Origin of the sequence: Caldivirga sp. MU80 (assembly GCF_001663375.1) — an archaeon.
Classification (GTDB): Archaea; Thermoproteota; Thermoprotei; order Thermoproteales; family Thermocladiaceae; genus Caldivirga.
The window spans coordinates 1-16,963 of the sequence record NZ_LCTF01000009.1 but is presented as its reverse complement, the minus strand read 5'-3'; the positions used below and the strand labels follow the sequence as shown (position 1 = coordinate 16,963).

The 16,963-nt window shown below is 49.8% G+C and carries 17 protein-coding genes, 2 tRNA genes and 1 pseudogene; 6 read left to right on the top strand and 14 right to left on the bottom strand.

Features of this window, described 5'->3' with window-relative positions; translation table 11 throughout:
* Positions 1-4: 4 nt before the first annotated feature.
* Positions 5-394, bottom strand: coding sequence for a 30S ribosomal protein S11 (locus tag AAX04_RS03895; protein WP_066794419.1), 390 nt, complete (start codon positions 392-394; stop codon positions 5-7).
* A gap of 137 nt (positions 395-531) precedes the next feature.
* Between AAX04_RS03895 and AAX04_RS03890 the strand changes: the two genes are divergently transcribed.
* Positions 532-1,485: a thiamine-monophosphate kinase gene (locus tag AAX04_RS03890; protein WP_162270107.1), complete on the top strand. Its 954-nt coding sequence runs from the start codon at positions 532-534 to the stop codon at positions 1,483-1,485.
* A gap of 53 nt (positions 1,486-1,538) precedes the next feature.
* Complete coding sequence (locus AAX04_RS03885; protein ID WP_066794290.1) at positions 1,539-2,075, top strand: nicotinamide-nucleotide adenylyltransferase; 537 nt, start codon at positions 1,539-1,541, stop codon at positions 2,073-2,075.
* A gap of 1 nt (position 2,076) precedes the next feature.
* On the opposite strand, the gene AAX04_RS03880 is transcribed toward AAX04_RS03885, so the two are convergent.
* Together AAX04_RS03880 and udg are read right to left on the bottom strand one after the other, a co-directional pair.
* Positions 2,077-3,849: a type II secretion system F family protein gene (locus AAX04_RS03880; RefSeq protein ID WP_066794288.1), complete on the bottom strand. Its 1,773-nt coding sequence runs from the start codon at positions 3,847-3,849 to the stop codon at positions 2,077-2,079.
* A gap of 59 nt (positions 3,850-3,908) precedes the next feature.
* Positions 3,909-4,544, bottom strand: coding sequence for a type-4 uracil-DNA glycosylase (gene udg / locus AAX04_RS03875; RefSeq protein WP_066794285.1), 636 nt, complete (start codon positions 4,542-4,544; stop codon positions 3,909-3,911).
* A 102-nt stretch (positions 4,545-4,646) separates the two neighbouring features.
* Here udg and AAX04_RS03870 point away from each other — a divergent pair, with 102 nt between their 5' ends.
* The 3 genes from AAX04_RS03870 (at position 4,647) to AAX04_RS03860 (ending at position 6,969) form a co-directional block, all read left to right on the top strand.
* On the top strand, positions 4,647-5,678 hold the full coding sequence (locus AAX04_RS03870) for a mannonate dehydratase (protein WP_066794283.1): 1,032 nt from the start codon (positions 4,647-4,649) through the stop codon (positions 5,676-5,678).
* A gap of 53 nt (positions 5,679-5,731) precedes the next feature.
* Positions 5,732-5,819: transfer RNA gene (locus tag AAX04_RS03865), tRNA-Leu, on the top strand.
* Positions 5,820-6,102: 283 nt separating this feature from the next.
* Positions 6,103-6,969: a translation elongation factor gene (locus AAX04_RS03860; protein WP_066794280.1), complete on the top strand. Its 867-nt coding sequence runs from the start codon at positions 6,103-6,105 to the stop codon at positions 6,967-6,969.
* 327 nt (positions 6,970-7,296) lie between these two features.
* Here the strand turns inward: AAX04_RS03860 and AAX04_RS03855 are convergent.
* The 7 genes from AAX04_RS03855 to AAX04_RS03825 all read right to left on the bottom strand — a co-directional run bounded on the left by AAX04_RS03855 (position 7,297) and on the right by AAX04_RS03825 (position 12,656).
* Positions 7,297-7,373, bottom strand: a tRNA-Asn gene (locus tag AAX04_RS03855).
* Positions 7,374-7,424: 51 nt separating this feature from the next.
* Positions 7,425-8,060, bottom strand: coding sequence for an adenosylcobinamide amidohydrolase (locus AAX04_RS03850; RefSeq protein ID WP_066794278.1), 636 nt, complete (start codon positions 8,058-8,060; stop codon positions 7,425-7,427).
* Between the two features lie 38 nt (positions 8,061-8,098).
* Complete coding sequence (locus AAX04_RS03845; protein ID WP_066794276.1) at positions 8,099-8,692, bottom strand: MarC family protein; 594 nt, start codon at positions 8,690-8,692, stop codon at positions 8,099-8,101.
* Positions 8,693-9,214: 522 nt separating this feature from the next.
* Entirely contained in the window at positions 9,215-10,576 is a 1,362-nt protein-coding gene (locus AAX04_RS03840; RefSeq protein ID WP_066794410.1) for a cobyrinate a,c-diamide synthase, read from the bottom strand.
* Positions 10,557-11,204: an SAM-dependent methyltransferase gene (locus AAX04_RS03835; protein WP_238377790.1), complete on the bottom strand. Its 648-nt coding sequence runs from the start codon at positions 11,202-11,204 to the stop codon at positions 10,557-10,559. The genes AAX04_RS03840 and AAX04_RS03835 overlap by 20 nt, the downstream gene beginning before the upstream one ends.
* A 94-nt stretch (positions 11,205-11,298) precedes the next feature.
* A complete protein-coding gene (gene albA, locus AAX04_RS03830; RefSeq protein WP_066794274.1) occupies positions 11,299-11,583 on the bottom strand; it encodes a DNA-binding protein Alba in 285 nt (94 codons plus the stop codon).
* 374 nt (positions 11,584-11,957) lie between these two features.
* Positions 11,958-12,656, bottom strand: coding sequence for a DUF120 domain-containing protein (locus AAX04_RS03825; RefSeq protein WP_084761183.1), 699 nt, complete (start codon positions 12,654-12,656; stop codon positions 11,958-11,960).
* An 89-nt stretch (positions 12,657-12,745) separates the two neighbouring features.
* Here AAX04_RS03825 and AAX04_RS03820 point away from each other — a divergent pair, with 89 nt between their 5' ends.
* Positions 12,746-13,450 carry a phosphoglycolate phosphatase gene (locus tag AAX04_RS03820; protein ID WP_066794403.1) on the top strand — a complete coding sequence of 235 codons (705 nt, stop codon included), beginning with the start codon at positions 12,746-12,748 and terminating at the stop codon, positions 13,448-13,450.
* A 109-nt stretch (positions 13,451-13,559) separates the two neighbouring features.
* On the opposite strand, the gene AAX04_RS03815 is transcribed toward AAX04_RS03820, so the two are convergent.
* The 4 genes and pseudogenes from AAX04_RS03815 to AAX04_RS12140 all read right to left on the bottom strand — a co-directional run.
* Positions 13,560-13,988: a DUF2286 domain-containing protein gene (locus AAX04_RS03815; protein ID WP_066794272.1), complete on the bottom strand. Its 429-nt coding sequence runs from the start codon at positions 13,986-13,988 to the stop codon at positions 13,560-13,562.
* Positions 13,989-14,120: 132 nt separating this feature from the next.
* Positions 14,121-15,002 (bottom strand): succinate--CoA ligase subunit alpha, encoded by an 882-nt coding sequence (gene sucD / locus AAX04_RS03810; RefSeq protein WP_066794270.1) that lies wholly within the window; start codon positions 15,000-15,002, stop codon positions 14,121-14,123.
* Positions 14,999-16,132 (bottom strand): ADP-forming succinate--CoA ligase subunit beta, encoded by a 1,134-nt coding sequence (sucC, locus tag AAX04_RS03805; protein WP_066794268.1) that lies wholly within the window; start codon positions 16,130-16,132, stop codon positions 14,999-15,001. The genes sucD and sucC overlap by 4 nt, the downstream gene beginning before the upstream one ends.
* A 106-nt stretch (positions 16,133-16,238) precedes the next feature.
* Positions 16,239-16,963: pseudogene (locus AAX04_RS12140) on the bottom strand (hypothetical protein); the annotation flags it as partial.

The window sequence follows — 16,963 nt, the reverse complement described above, 5'->3', positions numbered from 1 at the left end:
TGGATTAGACCCTCCTACCCCTTCTACCTCCAGGTGGTCTAATGGTGTCGTGGGGTATTGGTGTAACATCCTCAATCCTACCTATTATCATACCGGCCCTGGCTAATGCCCTAATCGCCGCAACAGCACCGGGCCCAGGAACCTTAAGCCCATAGCCACCGGGCCCCCTAACCTTAACATGAACTGCGTTAATCCCCCTCGCCATGGCTATCTGCGCCGCCTTATAGGCAGCCATCATGGCCGCGTATGGACTTGGCTTATCCCTATCAGCCTTAACAACCTGCCCCCCACTAACCCTGGCCACAGTCTCGGCGCCTGTTAAGTCCGTTATTATTATCATGGTGTTGTTGGTGCTTGCGTAAATGTAGGCTATACCCCACCTAAGCTTCCTCAACTGCGGTGCCGCAGCAGGTGTAACCTCCCCGGTGGTTACCTGGCCTTGCTGCGCAGCCTGCTCACCCTGTGTAGCTTCACTAGACACGAGGCGCCTAGTAACCTAAGCGTTTATAAAGATAATCACGCATGAGGTTCATGATGCTTAGTGGGCTTGGTGAGGATAAGTTGATGAGCATCATGCAGGGTATAATAGGCTTGACACCACCCAACGTAGATAATGACGTATCCTACGTGGAGTTCCCAGGGGTTGGTTTACTTGCCCTTAAGATTGATGGAGGCTCCCTATCTAGGATTAAAACAGGTTTCATGAGTTACTACGACGTTGGCTGGAGGGTAACCGTGGGCACTGCATCTGACCTATTGGTTAAGTTGGCTAAGCCAATAGCCCTAGTAGCATCATTAACCCTTAAGGGTGACCACACGAGGAGCGAGTTCGAGGACCTGGTTAAGGGGATTAGGGATGCCGCCGTGGCCATTGGGGCAAGTTACATTGGCGGGGACTTAAACGAGGGCAATGATGATGTCCTGGACGTGGCTATGCTTGGGGTGGCTAAAAGGCCAATAGGTAGGTCACCTAAGCCAGGCGACGTCTTAGTCACAATACCACAATTCGGGTTCACTGGACTCACCTTTAAGCTATGGTACAGCGGCCTACTTGAAATGCACTCTAACGACCCAGTTGTGGCTAGGGGGATTGAGTTGACCAGGAGGCCAAGGCCCTGGAGCCCCAGTGATGAGTTAACGAGTAATATCGACTGCATAAGCGCATCAATGGACTCCAGTGATGGGTTAGGGAGGGTGCTGAGTGAGATGGGTAAGGCGGCTAGGGTCACGGTTTACTCACTGCCAATAAACCCTGATGTTAAGCAAGCCTGTAGCGCACTTAACATTGACCCGGAGGAGGTTGTGTTTAATGGTGGTGAGGAGTACCTACCAGTCTTCTCCATAAGGCCAACCTGCCTAGGGCTATTCAGGGATTTGGGGTTCATGGACTTCGCTAGGGTGGAGGAGGGTGTGGGGGTTTACGTGGGTTCAAGGGAGCTTAAATACAGGGGGTGGGTTTATTTTAACCCAATACCCTACGGCTAATCTAAATAGCTTTGTTGGGAAAGCGTTAAATACGCCATGGCTGATGTTGATGCGTGATCAGGGGGCTATTCATAGGTAGGTTCCAACCACCCCACTGGGGGCATGTTTGGGCGATTAAGGCTATACTGAGCGAGGTGGATGAATTAATAGTGGTGATTGGGTCCGCGCAATTCAACTACATAGAGAAGGATCCATTTACCGTGGGGGAGAGGATATGGATGCTTAGGGAGGGGCTTAAGGAAGGTGAGGTTGACCTAGGCAGGGTTATAATAGTGCCCATACCTAACATTGAGAATAACGCAGCTTGGCTGAGTTACATAAAGTCCTACCTACCCCCATTCCAAGTTGCCTACACGGGCAATCCATTCGTGGCCATGCTCCTCAGGGAGGGTGGGGTTGAGGTTAGGCAGCAGCCTATGTACGATAGGGATAGGTATGTTTCAACCAGGATAAGGGAGATGATGATTAAGGGTGACCAGTCCTGGAGGGGGCTCGTACCAGCCTCAGTGGCTAGGATAATAGATGAGGTTAAGGGGGTTGAGAGGCTTAGGGTGATAATGAGCGGTGAGGCTGAGCCACATAAGTGGTGAGTTATACAACGAACAGCTTTGATATTAACGGTGAGGCAAGGTAGATTAAAAGCACCAGGGCCGTGATAGCCACTGCATGCTTAAAGCCGGCGGATAACTCACCCTCACCTAGCTTACCTGCCACGAGCCCCATTATGAAAGAGTCGACTACAGTCGTTAGGGCGAAGCTGCTTGTGACGTAGTTAACGTAGTAGCCGGATAAGTTGAGTAGGACACTGGACAGGCTAACAACCGTGAACACCATTATGACTAGAGTTAGGGTGAGTATCATGGCCCCTATGTACGGCACGAACCTAAGGGGCTTAAGCCTGGCCAACAAGTCATCATTAATCCTAATCATCAGTGATGAGAATGAGGCTAAGGACTCAAGGGTCTCTGGGGTTGCACCACCGTACTCAATGGACTCCAGGAGTAGCCATGCGAAGACCCTGGCGTAGTAGGACTTAGTCTTACTCATGAACTCCGATAGGACAACCCTAATAGGTACGCCGTACTTAATCTGCTTACTAATGTCCTTAAGGTACCTTGAAAGGGCACCGTAATCCCTTGTATCAGCCAACGTGCTTATTATCTTCTCGGGTGTGAAGCCGCTCTTACGCAGCTCCGTGAAGTCCCTCAGGAAGTCTGAGAAGGCCCTCTCTAGGCTGCGCCTCTCGGCTATAACCTTACCTGCGTATATGGCTGCTGGGGTGTAGGCTATGACCATGACTGTGGCCATGTATATGGCGAAGTCTATGCTAATGGGCCCCACTTTAATGACGTAGCCCAAGTCGCTGTGAAACATTGAGGTATAACCAGCCAGTATGGCAACCATGGCCGCCGTTGTGGATATTCCGAAGGCTATGTATGGCCTGGTATCCGTGTAAGGAACCCTGTATATCGAAACCTCACCTAGGTATATGAAGGCTACTGATATCGCCGGCACCACGAGTAACCCGAAGAGTAGGTTGTTGTTCACGGCCTGTTGAAGGGCACCAATTGGGTTGCCAGTGGGTGTTATTGCCTGGGCTAGGTAGAGGACGTTAAGCCCAATTAGCAGTATAACCCCAGCCCCTATGTACGATTCCATCAGTGTTGATAGGAACTCAGCACCCCTCCTAACCCTATCAATTGTGTCACTGACTATCTCGTTAAGCCTAATCTCAAGGTAATGCAATATGTCCCCACCCGTCCTGACGTTGGTCACGTAACCCATTATTAAGCTTTGGAATAGGTGGCTTGGGGTGCTTAAGGCCGTCTCGGTTAATGCCGTTAAGGGGTCCATACCAAATGCCTTATTCTTAACAACAATCTCCCTAGCCACCTTACCAATGGCCTCTAGGAGCTTAATCCCGGCAATCCTTTCTATGGCTGAGGTGACGCTTAACCCAGACTGTGAAATCATGGCTAGGTACGCTGCGAAGAAGGGGAGCTCCGAGTCAACCTTGAATTGAAAGTCAGATGACTGCATCCTAGGCAACGCCATCATTATTGAGTAGACCATGAGGGGGAGGATTAGCATTACAACACCGAACACCAGCATAATCATAGGTCCAACGGAGGGGCTTAGGGTGTTGAGGAGTGATTCAATGGCCATGTATGTTAAGTATAGGCCAATGGGTACGGAGAAGATGGCCATCATGACTGTTGCAAAGAAGACCCTTGCCATGAACCTCTCAGGTGACATATACACCCTAGCATTTTTAAGAAACCTCTCAAGGTCCTGCTCATTCCTCTTAACGTACCAGTTAACCAACGGTCCAGTTAATGATAATGCCAACTCGTCTAAATCCACTTGTAATACCACAGTATTCCTATTTATAACTCTTACTCAAGGCGCCTCCGCTTAAATAATTAACCACCATTGAGGTAATCCAAGATGCTTGCTGGGCCAGATCCGCCAGCTCTAATGGCTCTGGCCAAATCCTCCTTAAGCACTCCCTTGAGTGATGGATTGTATAATGCGGCTGCTGGGTGGTACGTTGGGTAAACCTCAACCTCAACACCAGCTATGGTGACCCTAAACACCCTACCCCTAACCCTAGAGATCTCGCTTACCCTCAAACCACCGAGGCCAAGTATAACCCTGGTACTGTGCCTACCCAGGGTCACTATCCTCCTGGGTCTCACCACGGCTATTTGCCTTATTAAGTACGGTTTACATGCGTTAATCTCCTCGTCAGTGGGGTCCCTATTATTGGGTGGCCTACACTTGACGACGTTGGTTATGTATAGGCTTGACCTATCAACCCCAATATCCTGGAGCAGGCTGTTAAGCAGCTTACCTGCAGCACCCACAAACGGTCTACCTGTCTCATCCTCAACCTCACCTGGAGCCTCACCAATCAGCATTACCTCGGCGTTTGGGTTGCCTTCACCGGGCACAGCCCTCTTCCTGGTAAGGTGTAGGGGGCATTTTGAACAGGCTTCAACCTCCTCACTAATCCTACGCAACTCCCCAACCTTAGACTCACCACCCTGAACATCCACCTAAATCACCAAGGCCCTCCCTTAAGCGACTCCACGTCTCTCTTAAAACACTACTGCCCAGCACACCGACACGGTTAAAATAGGCTAGGTGGTGTGGTGGATATGGGTAACGCAGTGGTGGGTGGTAGGCCTAGGATTGCTGAAATACTCCTGGAGGGTAGCCCAACTATCTTCTGGGACATGCTTAGGCAGGTTGGCGTCGAGGAGGCCACTGGTATACTGCCTAGGAATTACCCTGATTGGAGACAGTGGAGGGCCTATGAACCATGGGACTATGCGCCACTGGCCAACTACAAGAGGATGGTTGAGGGGGCTGGGTTCAAGTTAACCATCATTGAGGATAACCCACCAATGGATAGGTTAATCTATGGTTTACCAGGCAGGGAGGAGCAGCTTAACAACGTGGCTAAGTTGATAGAGAACATGGGTAAGCTTGGGATTCAGATCTGGGTCTACAACTGGATGCCCACGGGTTGGCTTAGGACTAGGGCAACCTTAAGGGGTAGGGGTGGGGCCTATACGTCGGGCTTCTACGAGGAGGACCTTAAGGACTCTCCACCACCAAGGCTTGGTAAGGTCGACGCCTCCACCCTATGGAGGACGCTTAAGGACTTCCTGGAGTACATTGTGCCAATAGCCGAGTCGGCAAACGTCAAACTAGCCCTACACCCAGATGACCCACCAATACCTGAGGCACCGCCGGGCGTGGCTAGGATAATGAATACCGTTGATGCCTTCGATAGGTTGCTAAGCCTGGTTAAAAGTGAGTACAATGGAATAACCCTATGCCTAGGCAACTTCTCATTAATGACAAACGACCTACTGGCCACCGTTAGGCACTTCCTCGAGACGGGTAGGGTCTTCTTCGTCCACTTCAGGGCTGTCAGGGGCAATGCAAGGGCCTTCGAGGAGGTCTTCATAGACGAAGCCCCTGACCAATTCTACCTAGTAATGAAAGAGTTCGTTAAGCACGGCTTCAACGGACCCTTCAGAGTGGACCATACCCCAACCCTAAGCGGTGACATAGCCCAATTATCCGTGCCAGGTTACTCAGCACTGGGTAGGCTACATGCAATAGGCTACCTACAGGCGTTGTACAGGGCGGCTCAAATAGAGGTTGCAAACAACAGTTAACCAGTAAGGAGTAAGGTAAAAGCTTTAAAGGGGCCTAGGCCTAAACCAACATAGCGGGGGTGCCCGAGCTTGGTCAAAGGGGGCGGGTTTAGGTCCCGTTGGCGTAGGCCTGCGTGGGTTCAAATCCCACCCCCCGCACCATAAGGAACGAGCCTTCTAGCATTCAATTCCCTTAACCATGCATATTCTCATGGGTATCCATGCATACCAGCCCTACTATCCATGAAGACGTATATAACATGCAGCGCTGGTTGATCATTGTGGAATTACCTCCCACTCTCCCTCCCTAATTCACGAACATCACGAAGCGCCTAAACAAGACCTGTATAAGCCATGGTTTACCTAAGGAGGAAGACCGCTATCATGGTACTTTACTTACATACTACGATAGTTTTAAAAATAAATCATCCCTACCCCATGCCTCATGCTTCAAGGAAGCATAATCACAGTGCTTTCATCGGAGGAGAAGGATGCTATTAACATAGCGTCAATGTTAGGTAAAAGGGATAAGATGGAGGAAAGGGTTTACTACAGGAGGATTGGCGAATTGGTTCGAAGCGTATTAATACCCAGTACCGATAGCATTCTTGAGGTAGCGAGAGCCCTCTCAATATCCAGCTCCTTCTATCTAAGCATGCCCAGGTTTACTTGGATTGAGGGTGAGTTGGCGTTACTTGCCGAGTCTGCGAACATACCTGGCGTTGTGCTTACAAGCGATGTTGAGATGTTTATGAAGCTCTTTAAGGAACTTAACATATCCAGGCTAGTTTCTACCGAATTCAGAGAACTTGATGGTGACGCGGCGGATAGGGGTTTAGTTTTTATCGATAGGGCCTTCAATGTTAAGGGTGTTGGCGTTGTAGTGCTGGGTTACGCATTAACTAGGGTAGCCGTTCATGATAAATTCATTGTATATCCAGTGAATAGAGAGGTCGAGATAAGGAGCATACAGGTACTCGATGATGACCAGGAGGAGGTAATGCCAGGTACACGTGTCGGGTTGGCACTTAGGAACATTAGGCTCGAGGACGTGGAAGACGTACAGGCGCTTGTTAAGCCTGGCACTAGGTTTACAAACTCAATAAACAATTTCACTAAGTTTAAGTGGAGTGATGATGCAAGGGAGGTTCACGTGGTTTTCAATGGTATAAAGGTTATGGGGAGGCTTGAGAGCGGCGAGGTAAAGCTTAGTAGGGAGTTACCATTGGTTAACGGTAGGGCTTTAGTGATTAATGTGAATGCAAAGCCTAGAAGACCTAGGATCATGGGCTATGCAGACATCAGCGCTTAATCGCGTATCAACAATCTTACTAAACCCTACTTCACGCTCCCTAAACATTGACTCATCCATTAAATGCAGACTAGCTTAGGGTATCCGTTTAGCCGGCAATGTAGAAGGCTCCTTGTTGCATTACCCACATCACTAACGTGTAGCCATAGGGGTCGTAGAGAGTCCACCCAGCATGACCAATTACAACAATGTCTCAGTACTTGGCTGAGTGATCCACAATAAGCAAATCCATAAATTGCATAGCATGTTGCATATTAATGACCACACATGTCAGTATGAATGGTGGGTTAGAATTGAATGAGAGGAATGTGGGGGAGTGTCATTCTCTGGCGCCGCCGCCGGGACTTGAACCCGGGACCTACGGGTTAACAGCCCGCCGCTCCACCAGGCTGAGCTACGGCGGCCTCAATGCGCTTCACATCTTAACTTTTAAATTTTTCCAACCATTAAACTGATTAACCTGACTCAACAATGGTGTAGGCTTTGGTTAGCGCATTGTGGATTGAGCTGACTATTGCCTTACCCACCCTGGTGGCTGGGCCAGCGTAGGGCTCGGGTTCACCCTCACCTAGTGAGACTATGGCTAATGCATCGCTTGTGGTTCCATGCAACCTACCACCACTTAAACTGCTAAGCGTCTCATGCTTGGCCTCAGCCGATAAGGCGATGGCGTCAACCATAGCGGTAACCGTCAGTGGCCTATTCACGATGATGGCAATGTTCACTGTTGATGGCCCCCTCCACATCTCAATGACCCTAGGTCCATCGATCCTATATGGGTTACTTAGCCCCATGGTTACGGATACGGTGATATCTATGTCACCGTGCTGCTCATTGTGAATCACATGGCTTTTGGATAGTTCAGCCGCTGTTAGGAAGGTTACCGCCTCATTACTGTTAATCCCGAGCCTAATGTGGGTTACCTTAACCTCTGTGGCTGGGTCTGCGTTGAAGTCTTTTGGTACGTGGTGGTGTATGATGAACCTTACACCGTACCTTAACCCACCGTCGACCGTACTTGACAACATTGATGCGGCACTGCTCAACTCGATCACCACATCACCGCCGGTGCTAATGATGCGCCTAATCATAGGGGCCGTTGGTTTGGTTGGTTTAAAGTTCTTTAACGCTAGGCGGCCTTAACGATGCCTAGTATTCCTAAGGCTATGAGTTGAACCGCCCATGATGCTATTATTATGCTGAAGAATCTTGCGAATATCCTAAGCGTGTTATTGCCTATCAACCTGACTAGGTATATGGAGTACCTCATGGTTAGGTACGTTGCCAGTGATGCCACTAGTATGGCCGTGAGTACACTGAGCTCGTTGTAGTACGTAACCATGACCATCACTGATGTTATTGCCCCAGGTCCAACAAGCATGGGTGTTATTATGGGCACTATTATGTACTCCTCTGGGTTAATTCCCATAGTCCTGGGTGTACCCTCCCTAAGCACATCCACGGCTATTATCAGTAGTATCACTCCCCCAGCCACCCTGAAATCATCTATATTTATGCTGAATATGCTTAATATGAATGGCCCGGCAAAGGCGAAGAGGAGCAGAAGGGTGGGTACCGTGAGGGCTACCAGCTTAAGGAACCTATCCATCAGGTTCTCGTAGTTTGGTACATTAACCAATAGCGGTATGGCCCCCAATGGGTCTATTATTGCGTACAGTTGCACAGACGCCACGAGTGCGTCGAAGATTGAAAATGGCTGCATCAACTAGCCATTAAGCCTTAATTTATAAATAATTCACATCAAAAATACTCCATACGCCGAGAGTGCATAAGGCCTTATAGAGCTGGCTTTGGTAGAGGTACCAGGTGGCGGATTACTTTAATGAGGGATGCTTGCCATGAAGTATCAGCGCTATTAACCCCGTTCACCAATCACCCAGCCTAGGCTCATCACCGGTTAAGCAAGCCGCTAAGGGGTTGGTTATAAACTATAGCATTAACAACTAATAGCGGTAATTAGGATGCGGATTAGCATTGGGCTATGGGGCAATTTCGGTTTTCGTGATTGTTCGTGGGGTTTGTTGCTATTGGTGCTGAAGCGATTTGCTTATAAACCAAACCCTAGTAACCCTTACTGGTTACCCTGGGTTTCCGAGACCCGTAGTGGCTGGGAACCCCCGGCGACGGGTGGGGAGCTGCTGCGGTGAGGGGGCCCAGGGAGACCGTCGAGAAGGAGACGGTGGAGGTTTAACACCTCCGCCGCCTCCAGAGAGACGGCTATGGTTTAAGCTCCCTTAACGTGGTTAAGTATTATTGACCTCAGTACGTCGTGGGTGTGTGGGTGTAGGTGCATGAAGTGGGCGTAGGTGTTGTTGATTGTGAATCCATCCATCCCATTAACCCCAAAGCCCCTTTCATATTTCAAAGCCAGGTCGTAGCTGCCCTTAAGTATTAGCCTTGAGTAGTGGAACTCATGACCCATAAGCACCGTTCCCCTGGGTGCAATTAAAGTGTCCTTAATCACCCTAGCCACCACGTACCCATGGCCCACGGGCCTATTCAGCATCACAGCCACTGCGTCTATTATCCCAGCCATCTCATACTCACTGTTGTTGAATATTATTGAACTTGCTAGGTACATTAAACCCCCGCACTCGGCGTAGAGGTAACCACCCTTATCCACGAACCTCCTCACGGATGCCCTAAAGGCCCTATTACCCTCAAGGCCACTTGCATAGACCTCAGGGAACCCACCACCTATTAGGAGTATGTCCACATCCCCAACGTCACCATCCACCTCAGGGTCCAGTAACTTAACCTCACCTAAGGTTAGGGCCTCCTCAAGGGTCTCTGGGTAGTAGAAGGTGAAGGCCTTACCTGCAATGATACCTATCCTGGGCCTCCCCCTTACAATGGGCACCTCAACCTCCAGCTGGCCATTAAGCTTTATGGGCTCGGAGTACTCCCTGGCCATCTTCACAATTATGTCTGTGTTTATGCCTGTTGATGCAGAGTCCACGATACTAATGAGCTGTTGCCTGGCAACCTCCTTGGCATGCCTTAAGCCAAGGTGCCTATAGCTAAATGACTCCTCAATATCCTCACTCCTCGGTATAGCACCAACCACCGGTAACCCCTCCTCCTCGACGATCCTAGTTAACTTATCCACCTGCCTCGGGGGAACATTAGTCAACACGACGCCCATTATCTTAACCTCTGGGTCGAATTGCCTCAACCCCCTGATGATGGCCCTGGCCGTTCTGTTAATCCTCTCACCATTAATGACTAGCAGCACTGGTGCCTTGATTAACTTAGCCAACTGAGCCGTACTGCCAAGTTCACTGAAACCGTCAATGCTGTCGTATAGCCCAGCCACACCCTCTATTAGGGCTATGTCACTGCCCATGGAGTATCTGTAGAGTCTCTCAAGGACCCCACTACCCATTAGTACGTAGTCCAGGTTCCTACTTGGTGAGCCGGTGATTAAGCCATGTAGGCTTGGGTCTATGTAATCCGGCCCCACCTTAAACATGGAGACCGTGAAGCCTGCCCTAATTAGGGCGTTGGCTATGGCCAGGGTTGCTATTGTTTTGCCTGACTTACCCTTATACGAGGATATGATCAGCCTAGGCGTCGTTAATTCCATCCCAACCACCCCTGATGAAGATTAGTGATGGCGCCTTAACAATTAACCCACCTATATTATCCCTGGTTAGCTTGGTCAAACTGCTGTCTGGGTAGGTGGCTCTACTTACAATTAAGGCTGAGTCGCCATTCCCCACGTATTCCTTTATCTTATCAATCACCCCAGATGCCATGAATACTACGGTTGTCCTCCTAACCCTACCCCTAGCCACGCTTGGGTAGGATACAAGTGTCACAACGTCACCTAACTCAAGTAGGTGTTCGGCGGCCGCCGCCGTGAAGCTGGGTACCCCAGGTATTATCACGCACTCAACCCCCTCCCTCTTAGCCTCCTCACATATCCTCACGCCCCTGCTGAAGAGGGTTGGGTCACCGTTCTTGAGGAATGCCACCTCTAGGCCACCCTTAACGTACTCAATAGCCTCCCTAACGTAAGCCTCATGTTCAACACCCCTAACGTGCCCCATGTAAACCCACCTAGCTCTGCGTGCATACCGCCTAAGGATCTCTGGGTTAACCAGTGAGCTGTAGTAAACCACGTGGGCCCTTGCCATAGCCTTAATAGCCTTCACTGTGACTAGCTCAGGGTCCCAGGGCCCAACGCCTATTACGTACAGTGCCACATGCACTTTGCCTATAGTTTAAAGATAATGCTTATTTCACATTAATGGTGAAATCAAAAAAGCGTTACCAATGATGAGTCGCCTTGTTTTTAGGGCGGCCTTACTTCCTCTCGATTACTATCTCGATGGCCGCCACAACCCTCTCCTTACCGCCCTGGCCAGTTATCTTGTCGCTTAGTAGCTTAACCTCCCTCACATCCACTTGGCCGGCCAGGAACCTGTCGCGGACCATTGTGGCCGCGGCCACGGCCCTCGCTATGGCTGAGCCCCTGGCCTTCAGGATAACTCTCCTGCTACCCTGGTTGAACTGCATCACCGTGGCTATTACGTAGTTTGTGGTTGGCTTCTTACCAACCAGTATTGTGGCCTCCTGTTGAGCTGCCATTCAACTCACCAACTCTCCTCCCTGTACATGTATTTTAAAGCATTACCGTTTGACAAAATGGTCAAGCCCCACCCTTTAGGGCGGGGTTGTCCCATTGCGTGGGGTCTTATGCGTCAGGTTTACTACCCCTGCTTTACTGGGGTGTTTAATAACCCCGCAATAGGCGGGGTAACAACCAAGACCCCCACAGTCAAACCCCACCCAACAAGGCGGGGAGGGGGTCATCGACCTACTAGCCCACTGCACCACTAGGCGCACACCCAGAAACTTAGCAACACCCGTAAGGAGGGTGTAGCCCCAAGACCCCAGTGCATCCTAGCCAAAAAGGTGGGGAAAGGAGTCGGGCTAACCCTCCGTTTTCGTTATTGAGCGGACTAGAGGAGTATGTTAATGGTCACCTCATCCCCATCCCTCAGGTTTAACCTATCCCTAAGCTTAACGGGCGCTATAACCTCAATCACCTCTGGGCCATGTGAAGTCCTCTCAACGAGCAGCACCCCGCACTGTATGCTGCTTATCACGCACTTGAAGGCCTTAACCCCACCATAGGTTCTTGCGCCGTTACTGAAGCCCTCAATTCTGATTCCAGGTATCCTCTCCAGGTATAGCCTATACTTGACGTACTGGTCAAGTAGCCTAACGTTCAAAGTGCCTGGGTATGGGTCGAAGCCCAGTTTACTGGTGAACTGCCTCCTATAGCCCTCAAGGCTCATGTAGTAGCCACCTTCCCCAAGGCCAGTCGTCACCACACCCCTGAGCACTATCGTTATGTTTCTACCCAGTAAACTCTCCATCAAGTCCATTAGGCTCCTCAACAGCGCACTACCCCTCTCGCTGAGCATGAGACTGACCTCACCCTTGGCCCCACTCCTAATCACGTAACCCTCCCTCTCAAGCCTCTTAAGGACCTTGGAGACGTTTTGCGGTGTGGTGCCTATTTGCCTAGACAAGTCGCTTACATTAACCCTAGTGAAGCCGTGGTCATTAACTCCGTTTTGCAGAAGCAGCAGTATATACGGTATTCTCTTCAACTCCCTGTAGTTGACAACACTAGCATTAACCTGCCCATCCACGTGAAGCCTAATAGATACCCCTTTAAATACCTCAGGTCTTAATTTAAAGAGCAATAAAGGCTTATTAACCCTAAGCCATGATCAACGGCATGGCCATTAACCTAGTCCTACTGGACGTCGATGGAACATTAACCGTGGATAGGGGTAACCTAGCCCTTGACCCAGATGCCATTAGGGTTATTCAAAGGGTTAAGGATAAGGTTAAGATAGGTTTAGTCACCGGCAACGCCCTAATAGTGGCTGAAGCCTTAGCTAGGTACATTGGGCTGGGGGATGATTCACCCATAATAGCCGAAAACGGCTGCATAGTCAAAGTTGGGTCAACCATCATAAGGTTAAGCAACTTAAGTGCCAGGGAGGTGGTTGACGAATTAATTAGGAGGCTTGGGTTAAGGCCAACATACCAGTATCAATGCAGGTACCTGGACATTACCATTGATGTTGTTGGCGATGATTACGGGGTTGTGGGGAGGATTAAGGATGAGTTAAGGAGAATGGGGCTAGGTGACCTATATGACGTTGAGACTAGTGGCTACGCCGTGCACGTTAGGCCCCGTGACTGCGGTAAGGCTAAGGCTATTGCCAAGATGTGCGAGCTCATGGGGGTGGACTGCTCAACAGTGGCCTTCATAGGTGACAGTGATATTGACGCTGAGGCCTTCGGTGTCGTCGGGCTTGGCGTTGCCGTTGGAAACGCAACCAAGAGGGCTAAGGAGAAGGCTAAACTAGTCACCAGGAGCCCAAGTGGGAAGGGTGTTGCCGAGTTCCTAACCAGCCTGGTCAATGAAACATAGCCCACATTGCTGCGGCTAGCATTACAACTCTGCGAACTTTGACCCCCATAATAGACAGGGCAATAACCAAACCCCGAAGTGAAAACCCTACCCTCCGGGAAAAGGTCATCTACTCCTCCTCAAACCCCACCTCCTCAGTCCTCAAGGTGTTAATGATGTCGCTTATTATCTGGTTGTTTAACTCGCTTGATATGAATGGGAAGACTAACACAGCCTCCTCAGCCCTAAAACCTCCACTAACCCAGTCCCCTGAGTATATTATCTCGTAGACCGGTATTGTCGCCTCCGCTGAGTCACCACTCCTCCTAATGTTGTAGTTCTTCAACCTATCGTAGAGCTCCGGGGATGGTAAGGGTAGCTTGACTTGAATAACCCTATCATCCCTAAGCACCATGAAATCCCCCCTTTCTGGGTCCCACTCCTTAAGTAACTCAGCGGCCACCCTCCTAACCACATCGGTGACTTTGCCACTAACAACCTCACTACTCACCAGCGCATAGTTCCTAATCCTGGCTACAATACACGACTCACCGGCCATTTAACCAGTACGCACTAATGGGCTTTATAACTGTACCCAACTCACTTTAACAATCAACTCAGCATGTGGTTCAAATCCGGAGGACTCTGAATAAAGGCTTGTTGACTTAGACTAGTTTTAAAAGGAGGTAAGTCACTTCCCTGATATTTCACGGATTATCTTAACAACCTCCAGCGGCGTCCTTGCAACTCTTATGCCTGCCGACTCAAGGGCCTTAACCTTACTCTCATATGTACCAACCCCCATTGATATAATCGCCCCAGCATGCCCAAGCCTCTTCCCAGGGGGTGCTGTCCTACCAGCTATGAAGGCGGCGATGGGCTTAGTTATCTTACCCTCCCTAACTAGGCTTGCTAACCTCTCCTCCTGGTCACCACCTATCTCCCCTATCACCACTAGGTACTTGGTCTCCGGGTCATTTTCAAACATCAAGGCTGCCTCAACCATGTCCGTGCCTATTATTGGGTCACCACCAACACCAACCACCGTGCTTTGCCCAAAGCCCGCCTGGGTTAGGTGGTATGATATTTCGTAGGTTAATGTACCGCTGCGTGATATTATGCCCACTGGCCCCTTCCTCGTGTAGACGCTGTTAGGCAATATGCCGACTTTACTTATCGTAGGGCTAACCACGCCTGGGCAGTTCGGGCCAATTATGACAGTACCCTTGTACTTGGCGTAGTTCACGAACCTAATCGCGTCGTGTATCGGTATGTGCTCTGTTATTATGACCACTAGCCTTATGCCATTATCCACCGCCTCGTAGACTGCATCTGAGGCAAACCTAGCCGGTACGAATATTATTGATGTGTTTACATCAGGGTGTCTCCGTAAAGTCTCCTCCACCGAGTCGTAAACCGGTACCCCGTGGACCTGCTGACCACCCTTACCAGGCGTTACCCCTGCAACTACCTTAGTGCCGTATTGAAGCATGTACAGCGTGTGCCTAGACCCCTCGCTACCCGTTATCCCCTGCACAAGTACCCTGGTGTTCTGGTCAACCAGTATCGTCATCTGCCACCACCCTGCAGGTTCCTCATTAACTCACCTATGGCCTCCTCGGCTGTTTCATAAATTTTAACCCCGAGTGGAGCCAGTATCCTCCTACCCTCCTCCTCATTAGTGCCCTTAAGCCTTATGGCAAGTGGCTTGGCTGCCCCAACCTCCTTAAACGCATCCACCACACCGTAGGCAACCTCATCACCCCTCGTTATACCACCGAATATGTTTAGGACTATGCCCCTTATCCTCTCATCCTTAAGCAGTAGCGTTAACGCTGCCTTAACAACATCCCTACTGGCGCCACCGCCAACGTCGAGGAAGTCGGCTGGCTCCCCACTAAACTCCCTAACCAGGTCCATGGTTGCCATTGTTAAGCCAGCCCCATTACCAATGACACCCACGTAGCCTGGCAGCTCAACGTAGTGGAAGCCGTACTTCCTAGCCTCAATCTCCTCCCTAGTCAAGTCACCCTCCTCCTCAACAGATATGTCGCTATGCCTATACAGGGCATTATCATCTACCATTATTTTAACGTCCAGGGCAACGAAGTCTCCACCCCTTGTTAAGGCCAGTGGGTTAATCTCAACCAACTCTGTGTCGTAAGCCTCAAAGACATTGTACATTACCCTCAGCAGTGAGGCGAACTTGTAGGCTAAATCACCCGTGAACCCCATGAACTTGTTAACGGCATTAATAGTGTAATCCCTTAAACCCTCAAACGGGTGTATTCTACCCCTGAATATCTTCTCCGGGCTTGTCCTAGCTATCTCCTCAATGTCAACCCCACCCTCAGGTGAGGCCAGTAGTATGAAGGTCCTGCTGGATCTATCTATGGTCACTGAGACGTAGTACTCCTTAACAACGTCAACACCCTCCTCCAGTAGAACCTTCTTCACCTCGAAGTCCTGGATCACCCTGCCCAGGTACTCTGAGGCTATCCTCTTGGCCTCATCCTTACTACCAGCCCTCTTAACAAGCCCCATCTTAGCCCTACCTGCGAAGGGCACCTGGGCCTTGACGAATACTGGGTAGTTTAAGCTGGCCTTATCCACATCATCAGGCTTACCGATGACAACACCCCTAGGCACCTTCACACCATACTTAGCCAGTATCTCCTTACCCTTATACTCAAGCAGCCTCATCAACCAGCACCTAGGGTTAGGTATTTTACGCTTTACTAATATTAAACAAGATACGCTTCACCGTAATAAACCTTAGGGGCTGTTTTGGTTTTCGTGGTTGTGGTGTTTATTTTTGTTGGTGAGTGAGTCCTCTTAGGGCTATTGAGTAGGCTGATGCTGTGTGCCTGTCCAGCCCATGCTTTCTCATTAGTTCGTCGTGTTTTGTTGAGTTTGTTGTTCCCTTTGGGTTTACGTACTTGGTTTCTATGCTGTATAGTGGTGCCTTCATGGCTATTTTCTCAATGATTGAGCTCCTGAATATTGAGACCTTGTGATTGTAATTCTCATGATTTCTATCACCACTCCTAATCCACATTAGCCTCAGCCTACCGAGAACCTCCGGATTCTCTAGGAACAAGGTCTTAACGCCATGGCGGTAAGCGTAATCAAGTAATTCGTGAATCCTCATGCCAATAATGCCCCAAGCCTTGTGCATGGGAAAGCCTCGTGCAGTCACCTCACTGAACCAGAAGGTGTGGGTGTCCCTAAGCTCACCCTCCTCATCAATGATTGCTAGGTTGATTCTATCCGAGTTAACGTCAACACCACCAATGAGCTTGCCACTGTTTTTCTTATGCCTAGTCATGTGCTCATAATAAACATCCATTGGCACTGTCACTTGAATCTCACCATGAACCCACAGTTGACTACCCCTAACACCGTAATCCCTAACCACAACCCTACCCATGTACTTGACACGTTCAAAAAGAACAGCATTGAGCAATTCCCTGTAACTCCTCGACACAGTGGGCTTTATAACAACCCTACTAATCGACCCATTAAACCTAACAG